The 11740-nt window shown below is 72.3% G+C and carries 11 protein-coding genes; 6 read left to right on the top strand and 5 right to left on the bottom strand.

Going from position 1 to position 11740, the window contains the following annotated elements; translation table 11 throughout:
* A partial coding sequence (locus tag PV341_RS39480; protein WP_500360314.1) for a hypothetical protein occupies positions 1-384 on the top strand: 384 nt, incomplete at its 5' end.
* Positions 385-399: 15 nt separating this feature from the next.
* Here the strand turns inward: PV341_RS39480 and PV341_RS39475 are convergent.
* From PV341_RS39475 to PV341_RS39465, 3 genes are all read right to left on the bottom strand, one after another.
* Positions 400-3288 carry a helix-turn-helix transcriptional regulator gene (locus PV341_RS39475; RefSeq protein ID WP_500360312.1) on the bottom strand — a complete coding sequence of 963 codons (2889 nt, stop codon included), beginning with the start codon at positions 3286-3288 and terminating at the stop codon, positions 400-402.
* 224 nt (positions 3289-3512) lie between these two features.
* Entirely contained in the window at positions 3513-4475 is a 963-nt protein-coding gene (locus PV341_RS39470; RefSeq protein ID WP_500331168.1) for a zinc-binding dehydrogenase, read from the bottom strand.
* Positions 4476-4608: 133 nt separating this feature from the next.
* The gene (locus tag PV341_RS39465; protein ID WP_500331167.1) at positions 4609-5856 is read right to left on the bottom strand and encodes an NAD(P)-dependent malic enzyme; all 1248 of its coding nucleotides are present in this window, start codon (positions 5854-5856) and stop codon (positions 4609-4611) included.
* A gap of 499 nt (positions 5857-6355) precedes the next feature.
* Here PV341_RS39465 and PV341_RS39460 point away from each other — a divergent pair, with 499 nt between their 5' ends.
* Genes PV341_RS39460 through PV341_RS39450 form a run of 3 tightly spaced genes read left to right on the top strand, consistent with a single transcriptional unit; the run spans position 6356 to position 9059 of the window.
* Positions 6356-7297 carry an ABC transporter substrate-binding protein gene (locus PV341_RS39460; RefSeq protein ID WP_500331165.1) on the top strand — a complete coding sequence of 314 codons (942 nt, stop codon included), beginning with the start codon at positions 6356-6358 and terminating at the stop codon, positions 7295-7297.
* Between the two features lie 26 nt (positions 7298-7323).
* Positions 7324-8274 (top strand): amino acid ABC transporter permease, encoded by a 951-nt coding sequence (locus tag PV341_RS39455; RefSeq protein ID WP_500331163.1) that lies wholly within the window; start codon positions 7324-7326, stop codon positions 8272-8274.
* Positions 8271-9059: an amino acid ABC transporter ATP-binding protein gene (locus PV341_RS39450; RefSeq protein WP_500331162.1), complete on the top strand. Its 789-nt coding sequence runs from the start codon at positions 8271-8273 to the stop codon at positions 9057-9059. Before PV341_RS39455 ends, PV341_RS39450 begins: the two co-directional genes overlap by 4 nt.
* Positions 9060-9128: 69 nt before the next feature.
* On the opposite strand, the gene PV341_RS39445 is transcribed toward PV341_RS39450, so the two are convergent.
* Positions 9129-9893 (bottom strand): methyltransferase domain-containing protein, encoded by a 765-nt coding sequence (locus PV341_RS39445; RefSeq protein WP_500360311.1) that lies wholly within the window; start codon positions 9891-9893, stop codon positions 9129-9131.
* 79 nt (positions 9894-9972) lie between these two features.
* Here PV341_RS39445 and PV341_RS39440 point away from each other — a divergent pair, with 79 nt between their 5' ends.
* Positions 9973-10602 carry a CGNR zinc finger domain-containing protein gene (locus tag PV341_RS39440; protein ID WP_500360310.1) on the top strand — a complete coding sequence of 210 codons (630 nt, stop codon included), beginning with the start codon at positions 9973-9975 and terminating at the stop codon, positions 10600-10602.
* On the opposite strand, the gene sodX is transcribed toward PV341_RS39440, so the two are convergent.
* Entirely contained in the window at positions 10506-10940 is a 435-nt protein-coding gene (gene sodX / locus PV341_RS39435; protein WP_499513909.1) for a S24/S26 family peptidase, read from the bottom strand. The genes PV341_RS39440 and sodX overlap by 97 nt on opposite strands.
* A gap of 138 nt (positions 10941-11078) precedes the next feature.
* Here sodX and sodN point away from each other — a divergent pair, with 138 nt between their 5' ends.
* Positions 11079-11474: a superoxide dismutase, Ni gene (sodN, locus tag PV341_RS39430; RefSeq protein ID WP_018563636.1), complete on the top strand. Its 396-nt coding sequence runs from the start codon at positions 11079-11081 to the stop codon at positions 11472-11474.
* Positions 11475-11740: the final 266 nt, after the last annotated feature.

Below are 11740 nucleotides of genomic sequence, written 5' to 3'. Positions count from 1 at the left end.
GTGCCCCCGAAGGCGACCGGGACGCACGTCCCCCTCCCCGACGGCATACGCCTGACGGCGTGGGTCACCGGCGACGGGCACGGGGTCACGGTGATCATCCGCAATCCCCACCCGGCCCGTTCCCTGGCCGGGGCCGCGTGGCGGTCCGCCTTCACCGCGGACGGGTCCGCGTCACCGGTGCTCCGCGTCACCGTCCACGGGGTGCCGTACGCCTGGGAGCCGTCCGCCGGGGAGAGCGCCTTCCCCGAGGACGCCGAACTGGCGTGCCGCGCGCAGGGCGGCGACCCCGTCCCGGGGCCCCCCGAGGCCGGGCAGCCGGTGGAGGTCACGCTGCGGGAGGGGCGGCCACCGGTCACCAAGACGCTGTGGACACCGCTGAGCTGACCGCCCGGAGCCTGCTCACCGCACCATGCCGGCCGCCGCCAGCGTACGGGCGAGGTCGGAGCGCGACCGGATGCCGAGCTTGCGGTACACCCGCGTGAGGTGCGCCTCCACGGTCTTGCGGGACAGGAACAGGGTCGAGGCGGTCTCCAGGTTGCTCAGCCCCCCGGCGACGGCGCGGGCTATCTGGAGTTCCTGGGCGGTCAGCAGGTCGGCGAGGGAGACCTGCGCCCGCTGCGGCGCGACGCGGTGTCCGGCCGCCGCCAGTTCGGCCTCCGCCCTCGCGGCCCAGGGACGCGCGCCCAGCGCGCTGAAGGTGGTGAGGGCCGCGAGCAGCGGGACGCGGGCCTCCGCGGGGCGGCGCAACCGCCGCATCACCTCCCCGTGCACCAGAGCCGTCCGCGCCTGGTCGAAGGGCATCTCCCGGCGGGCGTGCGCCCGGTCCGCCGCGGCGAACAGCCGTACCGCCTCGTCCGCGTCGGTCGCCAGCAGACCGCGGCAGCGTGCCGTCGCCGCCTCGGGCCAGGCCAGGCCGGTGGCCCGGGCCCGCTCGTCGAGCCAGTCGGCCAGGCCGGCCGCCCGGTCGCGGTTCCCGCCGCGGACGTGCGCCTCCGCCAGGTCGGCCACGAAGGTCAGCATGTTGGGATTGCCCAGCCCGCAGTCCTCGGCGAGCGCGAAGGCCCGCTCCAGATGGCGAACGCACTCGTCCGGGTCACCCGCGGTGAGTGCCGCCGAGCCGAGGGCCCCGAGAGCCAGGACTTCCAGGCCGTGCGTCACCGGCCAGCCGTTCCGCTCCCGATAGGCCGCGATGTGCCGCTCGCAGCCCTGGCGGTCGCCGCGGCGCCCGTCGATACGGGCGAGCAGGATGGCGGCGTAGCTGCCCATGGTGACCTGGCCCAGCTCGCGTGCCCAGCGGACGGCCTCGACGGCGTCGGCCCTCGCCGCCGCCCAGTTCCGCCAGCTCTCGGCCTCGCACCGGCCGGCCAGGGCGTAGGCGAGCAGTCCCACCGAGGCGCCGCGCCGGATCCGCTCGACGACCTCGCCGAGCAGGGAGGCCGCGGCAGCGTCCTCGTCGGCCCAGGAGAGGGCCTCGCCTATCTGCACCGTCAGTTGCTGCAGCTCGGGGGTGACGGCCTCGGGAAGGGCCGCCCGCTCCCGCAGCAGCAGTTCCCTGCCTTCCCGCACCTGGCCGGCCAGCGCCATGGTGGCACCGAGCAGGGCACCGCCCAGTCGTGGCCGCCGTCCCGGTGCGCCGTGCCCGTCACCGCCGGTTCCGGAGGGGGCCGTCCCGGCCGTCCCCTCGGTGAACTCCGCGCAGCGGCGGGCGAGATCGAGCGCGAGGCCGGTCTGCCCGGACATGGCGGTGGGCAAGGTGGCTGCGCCGTACAGCACACCGGCGCGGTGCGGGTCGACGGCGCGCACGCTCTCGGCGGCCGACACCAGGACGCGGTGCGCGCGCCCGGGATCGCCCAGCCAGGCGTGCGCCTGTCCGCGGACCAGGTCGATGTCCGCGGTGAGGCGGAGGTCCGGACTCCACCGCAGCGCCTCCTCGCACCAGTGGACGGTCTTGCGCGCGGCGCCGCTGTGGAAACCGTCGACCGCCGCGTTGAGCAGGCGCACCGCCCGGTCGGACGGCGCCGGAGACAGCTCGGCGGCCCGGTGCCAGGTCTCCGCGGCGCTGCCCGGCGCACCACGCCGCCTCGCCTGTTCGGCCGCGTCCGCCAGTGCCCTGGCCACCTGTTCGTCGGGCCCCGTGGCGGCCGCCGCGAGATACCAGGCCCGGAGCTCGGGAGGAGCGCAGTCGGCCAGGACCCGGTACATCCGCAGCCGTCGCGCCGGCGGGCATCCGTGCAGCACCAGCCCCCGCAGCACGGGGTGGCGCAGCCGGTACCCGGATCCCGGTTCGAGGACAACGAGGCCGGCGGCCTCGGCCGGCTGCAGCGCTGCCGTCGACAGACCCACCGAGGCCAGCACCGTCTCGAAGACGGTGCCGTCCCCCGAGCGGCTCGCCGCCAGGTAGGTCAGCGCCTCCCGGGCGGCCGGGGGCAGTGCCCGCAAGGGTCCCCGCCAGGCGCGTTCGACCAGCGGGCGGGGGCTGGACCAGGCACCGGCCAAGGGATCCTCTGCCTCGTCCGCCGACGGATCCGGAGCGTGCCTCCTGTCCCGCAGCAACGCGGCGTACTCGACCAGTACGAGGGGGTTCCCGAGGCTCAGCTCCACCAGCCGGGCCACGGCGGCGTCCTCCGGATCGAGCCCCATGCCCAGGAGCAGCTCCGCGCAGGCGGCGCCGTCCAGGCCGGACAGGGCCAGCCCGGGCACGCCGGCCCAGCCCGTCTCCGGTTCGGCGCCGTGCCGGGTCGCCATGGCCAGCAGCACGCGCTCCCGCTCGAGCCGGCGGGCCACGAACTGCAGCACGTGCCGGGAGGACGAGTCCGCCCACTGCAGGTCGTCCACGAGGACGAGCAGCGGTTCGGCATCCCCGGCCGCGGCCAGGACGCCGAGGGCACCCGAGCACACCGCGTACAGGGTGGGCTCCGCCGGCTCCGACAGCGCCAGGCAGCCTTCGAGCGCGCGCCGCTGAGGCGGCGGCAGCTCCGCGAAGTGTGCGCGCAGTGGGAGCAGGACGTCGGCGAGTACGGAGTACGGAAGCACCGCCTCGGACTCCACGCCGCGCGCCCGCAGGACCCGCCCCGCGTGACCGCGCGCCGCGTAGGCCAGCAACTCGCTCTTGCCGACCCCCGGCTCGCCGGTCAGCAGGACGGCCCCGCCCCGTTCCGGGAGCCCGGCCAGCAGACCGTCCAGCTCCGCGCGCTCCCGCGCCCGGCCGAACAGCCGCAGTCCACCCGGTGCGTCATCCCCACCGGTCCCCCCGGCACTTCCGGTCCCCACCGCGTTCTCCGTGTCCATCGCCCCACCCCGAAGTCTCCGGCCACCACGTCGCGGACCAGATTGCCGCAGTCCTTGTGATGCCGCAGCCACCGGGATGGTGGGCCCTGGCGTGCGGTGACGATCGGGGACGTCCCGGGCGGCGCCGCGCCGGTGTGGCTGCCGGCGCACGTACTGCTCTCCCGGCGTTCCCAACGGCCTTGGGCCCGGGGCCCGCTGAGGCCCGCGGACCCACGCGCCGGGCCTCAGACCGTCAGGACGACCTTCCCGAACAGGTCCCCGCCCGCCATCTTCTCGAAGCCCTCGCGGGCCCGGTCCAGCGGCAGCACGGTGTCGATGACCGGGCGCACCCCGGTGACGGCGCAGAAGCTCAGCAGGTCCTCCAGCTCGTCCTTGGTGCCCATGGTCGAGCCGACGACTTTCAGTTCCAGGAAGAAGATCCGGTTGAGCTCCGCGGCCTTCGGGTTGGGCCCGGAGGTCGCGCCGGAGATCACCAGCGTGCCGCCGGGGCGCAGCGACTTGACCGAGTGGGACCAGGTCGCGGCGCCGACGGTCTCGATGACCGCGTCCACGCGCTGCGGCAGCCGGGCGCCCGGCTCGAAGGCGGCGTCGGCGCCGAGGTCCTCGGCGCGCCCCCGCTTGGCCTCGTCGCGGCTGGTGGCGAAGACCCGCAGGCCCGCGGCCTTGGCCAGCACGATGGCGGCGGTGGCGACGCCGCCGCCCGCGCCCTGGACCAGGACGGAGTCACCGGGGCGCACACCCGCGTTGGTGAAGAGCATCCGGTAGGCGGTCAGCCAGGCCGTGGGCAGGCAGGCGGCCTCCTCGAAGGAGAGCTCCTTCGGCTTGGGCAGCAGGTTCCAGGTGGGCACGGAGACCTTCTCGGCGAAGGTGCCCTGGTACTTCTCGGTGAGGATGCTGCGCGGCTCGTCGGGGCCCACCCCGTGCCCGCTCAGGCCGACGACGGGGTAGACGACGACTTCGTTGCCGTGCTCGTCGATCCCGGCGGCGTCGCAGCCGAGGATCATCGGCAGGCTCTCCTCGCCGAGCCCCACCCCGCGCAGCGACCACAGGTCGTGGTGGTTCAGGGAGGCGGCCTTGACGGTGACGGTGCTCCAGCCGGGCCGTGCCTCCGGCTCGGGGCGCTCCCCGAGTTCGAGGCCGCTCAGCGGCTGGTCGCGGTCGATTCGGGCGGCGTAGGCAGCGAACATGACCTTGACGCTAGCGCCGCGCGGTGCCCCGGCGTAACCGCACGGGGATGTGACACGCGCCGCGCGGTGCGGTGCCCCCGACCGGCGGGCACCGCGCCGCGCGGGCGGCGTGGTCTGCGGGCGTACGGCGCGCTCAGCGCCGGGCGACGCCCTCGGCGCGTGCGGCCGCGGCCACGGCGGCGGAGACCGCGGGGGCCACGCGCTCGTCGAAGGGCGAGGGGATCACGCAGTCGGCGGACAGTTGGCCGTCCACGACGGCGGCCAGCGCCTCGGCGGCGGCGATCTTCATGCCCTCGGTGATCCGGGAGGCCCGCACCTGCAGCGCGCCCGCGAAGATGCCGGGGAAGGCGAGCACGTTGTTGATCTGGTTCGGGAAGTCGCTGCGCCCGGTGGCGACGACGGCCGCGTACCTGTGCGCCACGTCGGGGTGGATCTCCGGCGTGGGGTTGGCCATCGCGAAGATGAAGCAGCCCTTCGCCATGGTGGCCACGGCCTCCTCCGCCACGGTGCCGCCGGAGACGCCGATGAAGACGTCCGCACCCGCGAGCGCCTCCTCCAGGGTCCCGGTGAGCCCGGCCCGGTTGGTGTACGTGGTGAGCTCGCGCTTGGCGGAGTTCAGGTCCTCGCGGCCCGCGTGCACCACGCCCTTGCGGTCGGTGACGGCGACGTCCCCGATGCCGGCCTCGACGAGGATCTTGGCGATGGCGACGCCCGCGGCACCGGCCCCGGAGATCACCGCGCGCAGTTCGCCCAGCGCGCGCCCGGTCAGCCGGGTGGCGTTGCGGAGCGCGGCGAGCGTGACGACGGCCGTGCCGTGCTGGTCGTCGTGGAAGACCGGGATGTCCAGGCGCTCCTGCAGCTTGCGCTCGATCTCGAAGCAGCGGGGGGCGGAGATGTCCTCCAGGTTCACCCCGCCGAAGGAGGGTGCGAGGCGCACGACGGTGTCGACGATCTCGTCCACGTCGGTGGTGGCGAGCGCGATCGGGACCGCGTCCACGCCGCCGAACTGCTTGAAGAGGATCGCCTTGCCCTCCATCACCGGCAGGGACGCCTCCGGGCCGATGTCACCGAGGCCCAGCACCGCCGTACCGTCCGTGACCACGGCCACGACCTGGGACTTCCACGTGTAGTCGTGGACCAGCTCGGGCTGCTCGGCGATGGCGGTGCACACCCGGGCCACGCCCGGCGTGTAGGCGAGCGACAGGTCGTCGGCGTTCCGCACCGGGACGGTGGCGGTCACCTCCATCTTGCCGCCGCGGTGGAGGGCGAACACCGGGTCCACGGGGCTTTCCGGGCCGTCGCTGTCGGCGCTCTCCGCGTGATCGGTGCTGTCGGTGCTGTCCGTGCCGTCGGTGCGAGGATTGACAATCTCCGCTGCCACTGTTGACCCCTTTGTCCGAATTGTCTATGAGGGTACTACCCCCTACAACAGGGGATAGGTGGGCTCGGCTTCCGTACACCCGGACTCGAGTGGTCCCGGGCGCGACGGAGGCCAGGCGCGCCGCACGCACGCCGAGGGGCCCCCGGTGAGGGGTAAGGGTCTGTTGTACCGGAAGACGGTTTCCGCTGACGAGTCCGTGCGCCGCACCACGGTGTCGCACATCGGGAACTTCTGCGCACAACGCAACAAGTCGTCCGAATAGCGGGACAAGGAAAGTGATGCACGCAACTTCGCAGCACGGCCCCATCACGGTCCGGCCTTGGTGTACCGGCCTGGTGGGGGGCCAGGGGATCGCCCGTTATGCGATTTTGACACATCCGGACACCCAAGAGGACGTGTCCGGATGGCAAGATGCGGAGATCACACGCGTTCACGACACCCGAACGTGTGTACCCGGAAGATCGGCTGCTCCCAGGATTCCCCGCAGGAGGAACCAGCAATGACCGCACGTACCACCCGTCGCTCGACCGTGACGAGCCGCTTCGCCGCGGTCGGAGCGATCGCGGTCGCCGGCGCCCTCGTCCTCACCGGTTGCGGCGACCAGACGGACAAGGGCGGCTCCTCGTCCGCGTCGAGCGACGCGTCCAAGGCGCCCCTCTTCGACAAGCTGCCGAAGTCGGTGCAGTCGGCGGGCGTGCTCAAGGTCGGCTCGGACATCGCGTACCCGCCGGTGGAGTTCGTCAAGGACGGCAAGAACGTCGGCATCGACCCGGACCTGGCCGACGCGATGGCCAAGCAGCTCGGCGTGAAGGTCGAGTTCAACAACGGCACCTTCGACACCCTGCTCACCGGTCTGCGCGCCAAGCGCTACGACATGGTGATGTCCGCGATGAGCGACACCAAGGACCGCCAGGAGGGTGTCGACTCCTCCACGGGCAAGAAGGTCGGCGAGGGCGTCGACTTCGTGGACTACTTCACCGCGGGCTCCTCGATCATCGTGAAGAAGGGCAACCCGGAGGGCGTCAAGTCGCTCGCCGACCTGTGCGGCAAGAAGGTGGCCGTGCAGCGCGGCACCACTTCCCAGGACCTGCTCAAGGCCCAGAAGTGCGACAAGCCGATGTCGATCCAGGCCTTCGACACCGACACCGAGGCGCAGACCCGCCTGAAGGCCGGCGGCGTCGTCGCCGACGTCTCCGACTTCCCGGTCGCCGCGTACGCCGTGAAGACCTCCGGCGGCGGCAACGACTTCGAGCTCGCCGGCGAGCAGGTCGAGGCCGGCCCGTACGGCATCGCGGTCGCCAAGACCAACACCGAGCTGCGCGACGCGCTGCAGGCCGCGCTGACCGCCGTCATCAAGGACGGCTCCTACACCAAGGTCCTGGAGAAGTGGGGCGTCACCGACGGCGCCGTCACCGAGGCCAAGATCAACGGCGGCTCCTGAGTCACGACAGCAAGAGGCTTCCCTCCATGTCCGAAGCGAATGACAAGGTCCCGGCCGGCACCCCGGCCGGGACCCCGCCCGCCGAGGCCTCCCGCCCGGAGGCCATCAAGGCGATCCCCGTACGGCACTACGGCCGCTGGATCTCGGCGATCCTGGTGCTCGCCGTGCTCGGGCTGCTGGTCAACGCGTTCGCCAACGCGAACGTGAACTACGGGGCGATCCCGGACTTCCTGTTCGATTCCGCGGTGCTCAAGGGCCTGCGGAACACGGTCGTCATCACCGTGGTCTCGATGGCGCTGGGCCTGGTCCTGGGCATCGTGCTCGCGGTGATGCGGCTGTCGAAGAACCCCGTGACCTCCTCGGTGGCCTGGGGCTACATCTGGTTCTTCCGCGGCACCCCGGTCTACGTCCAGCTGCTCATCTGGTTCAACCTGGCGCTGATCTTCCCGGTCATCAATCTCGGCTTCTACAAGGACGAGATGAACCAGTTCATGACCCCCTTCATGGCCGCGCTGCTCGGCCTGGGTCTGAACGAGGCCGCGTACATGTCCGAGATCGTGCGGGCCGGCATCCAGTCCGTCGACGAGGGCCAGACCGAGGCGTCGCACGCGCTGGGCATGACCCAGGGCCAGAACCTGCGCCGTGTGGTGCTGCCGCAGGCGATGCGGGTGATCGTCCCGCCGACCGGCAACGAGTTCATCAACATGCTGAAGACCTCGTCGCTGGCCGCGCAGGCCGCCCAGTACGCCGAACTGCTGCGCTCCACCACCGACATCGGCAACACCACCGGTGCCACCGTGGAGATGCTCTTCCTCGCCGCGGTCTGGTACCTGGTCCTCACCTCGGTGTTCTCGGTGGGCCAGTACTACCTGGAGCGCCGTTACGCCCGCGGGACGACCCGCAACCTGCCGCCCACCCCGTGGCAGCGGGTCAAGGCCAACCTGGGCACCTTCCGCCGCCCGGAGGTGGCACGATGACCGACTTCAGCAAGGGCACCGGCGCCCACCCGATGGTCAAGGCCGAGGCGGTGCACAAGCACTTCGGCCTGGCCCACATCCTCAAGGGCATCGACCTGGAGGTCGCCCCGCGTGAGGTGTTCTGCCTGATCGGCCCGTCGGGCTCGGGCAAGTCCACCTTCCTGCGGTGCATCAACCACCTGGAGAAGATCAGCGGCGGCCGGCTCTCGGTCGACGGCGAGCTGGTCGGCTACCGGCAGAAGGGCGACAAGCTCTACGAGCTCAAGGACCGCGAGGTCGCCGCGAAGCGCCGCGACATCGGCATGGTCTTCCAGCGCTTCAACCTCTTCCCCCACATGACCGCGATCGAGAACGTGATCGAGGCTCCGGTGCGGGTGAAGAAGGAGGCCAAGGCCGTCGCCCGCGAGCGCGCGCTGGCCCTGCTGGACCGGGTCGGCCTGCGCGACAAGGCCGGGCACTACCCCGCCCAGCTCTCCGGTGGTCAGCAGCAGCGGGTGGCCATCGCCCGCGCGCTGGCGATGGAGCCGAAGCTGATGCTCTTCGACGAGCCCACCTCCGCGCTCGACCCGGAGCTGGTCGGCGACGTCCTGGACGTCATGCGGGGCCTCGCCGAGGACGGCATGACGATGATCGTGGTCACCCACGAGATGGGCTTCGCCCGCGAGGTCGGCGACGCCCTGGTCTTCATGGACGACGGCGTCGTCGTCGAGTCCGGCCACCCGCGCGACGTGCTCACCGACCCGCAGCACGACCGCACCAAGGCCTTCCTCTCCAAGGTCCTCTGACCGCGCGTGCGTGAGGGGCGGCGCCGATCGGCGCCGCCCCTCACGCGTTCCCCCGCTGCGGGGTACGGATTACTTCAGCCCGAGGACGATCGCATCCGACACCGAACGCCAGACCTCCCGGGCCTCGCCGAAGCCGGCCTCCCGCAGGGCCGCGGCGTGCCAGGCCGGGGGCAGCTCGTCGCCGTCGGCGTGGGAACCGTAGATCACGAACCGCTCCTCGGTGGGACCGGCCAGCACGGGGTCGGCCTTTGCGGTGGCCCACCACTGCTCCCAGTCCAGCACGCCCTCCGCCCTCCGCCGCTCGCGGCGGGCCCGGTCCAGCTCGCGCACGGCCGCGTTGAGCCGCGGCGTCGAGGCGTCGGGCATGTGGTCGGCGTTGAGGAACACCCCGCCGTCGCGCAGCAGGCCGGCCAGCGTCCCGTACAGGGCCTCGAGCGGCCCGGGCTTCAGCCAGTGCAGGGCGGTCGCGGTGAGCACGGCGTCGTAGGTGTCGTACGGCAGGGCCTGCGGCCAGTGCGGGTCGCGCAGGTCGGCGGTGACGAACTCGATCCTGCGCTCGCCGGCGAAGTGGCCGCGGGCGATCGCCAGCAGCGCCGGGTCGAGGTCCACGCCGGTCGACACGGCGTCCGGGAAGCGCCGCAGCAGCCGGTCGGAGATGCTGCCCGTGCCGCAGGCCAGGTCCAGCACCCGGGGTGCGGGGCCGACCAGCGCCTCCACCATGTCGAGCATGACCCGGAACCGCTCCTCGCGGTCCGGCAGGTACCACTCCTGCTGCCGGTCCCAGCTGTCCTGCCAGGCCTGCCAGTCGGTCACCGCCGCAGTGGTGTCGGACATACGGTTCCCCTCCAGTCGTAATACCCTTAGAGCAAGAGCAGTCATTACCGACCTTAGAGCGCACGCGTAAGGACTACAAGTGGAACTCGCCTATTACTCCGACTACGCCGTGCGCCTGGTGAACAGCGAGGAGCCCGAGCGCGGCATCGACCATCTGACCTCGGTCGATGCCGTGCGCGAGCTGTTCGGTCCGGCCAGCCAGGCGGCGGGCCGCGTGGGCGACGCCGACGTACAGCGGCTGCGCACCGTCCGGACCCGGCTGCGCGGCGTCTTCGAGGCCGCCTCCGAGGGCGACGAGGTGCGCGCCGTGGACCTGCTGAACGCACTGCTGCTGGAGTTCCCGGTCAGCCCGCAGATCTCCGGCCACGAGTACCTCGACGAGAGCGGCCGGCCGGACTGGCACATGCACCTCGCCGAGCACGCGGCCACGGCGACCGCCTCCTACGCCGCGACCGCCTGCATGGGCCTGGCCTTCCAGCTCACCGACCTCGGTGTGGACCGGCTCGGCATCTGCCAGGCCACCACGTGCCGCAACGCCTACATCGACACCTCGACCAACCGGTCCCGCCGCTACTGCTCGGACCGCTGCGCGACCCGCGCCAACGTCGCGGCCTACCGCGCCCGCAAGCGCCTGGAGAACGAGCGGTCCGCCCTGAGCGGCCTGACGCAGGACACCAGCCAGCCCGCCACGCCGGCCGCCGACCGCTGAACCTCGCGCGGCGGCCGGAAGCGCCCGCGTCCCCGGGCGAGCACCAGCTCGTCCGGGACGGTGCCGAACTCCCTGCTGTCGTTCTCCACGAAGGTGTTGTCGCCCAGCACCCACCAGCCGCCCTCGCGCCGCTCCACGGCGCGTTTGACGATCAGCAGGTCCTGCTGGAGCGGATGGCGCAGCACCACCACGTCACCCTCGCGGACCTCCGCGGCACTCCTGACGTGCTGCACCAGCAGCCAGTCGCCGTGCTGCAGCGTCGGCACCATCGACGGACCTGTCACCTCGACCAGCTGGTACGGCACTCTCCTCCTCTGCCCAAGCCCGGGCTCACGCATGCTCAGCCTCCTCCTCCATGCTCCACCAGCCCAGGGTGACACCAGACTTTTGTCCTAAGCACCAAGGGGCACCCGAGAAAACCACTCGACAGGGGAGTAATCTCCCTGGTGGAAAGACGATCACGAGGAAGGACAGTCATGCTCGCTCGCCTGTTCGCGCCCAAGGTCAAGGTCAGCGCCCACTGCGACCTGCCCTGCGGTGTCTACGACCCGGCCCAGGCCCGCATCGAGGCGCAGTCCGTCAAGGCGGTCCAGGAGAAGTACCAGGCCAACGAGGACCCGCACTTCCGGGCCCGCGCCATCGTCATCAAGGAGCAGCGCGCGGAGCTCGTCAAGCACCACCTGTCGGTGCTGTGGAGCGACTACTTCAAGGCGCCGCACTTCGAGAAGTACCCGCAGCTGCACCAGCTCTTCAACGACGCGCTGAAGGCGGGCAGCGCCGCCAAGGCCTCGACCGACCCGGCGACCGGCCAGAAGCTGCTCGACCTGATCGACCAGATCGACGCCATCTTCCAGGAGACGAAGAAGGCCTGACCTGGCGTCGGCGAACCGCGCCCGGTCCGGGCGGCCCCGCAGGGGCCCGCGCGGACCGGGCGCGGTCGTACGCGCCCCCCGATCGGACCGTGACCTCAGGACAGCGCTTCCCGGCGCGCTTTGAATGGGCGCCATGCCGCTGCGCTCCCCCCGGACCTCACGCCCCCGCGCCCTGGCCGCACTCGGCCTGGTGGCCGCGCTGACCGCCGGTGGTCTCGCCGACGCGGTCGCCCTGGCACCCTCCGCGCACGGGGCGGACCCGCCCC

The organism is Streptomyces sp. PA03-1a (assembly GCF_033792805.1).
Lineage (GTDB): Bacteria > Actinomycetota > Actinomycetes > Streptomycetales > Streptomycetaceae > Actinacidiphila.
This window is presented reverse-complemented; position numbering and strand designations above follow the sequence as displayed.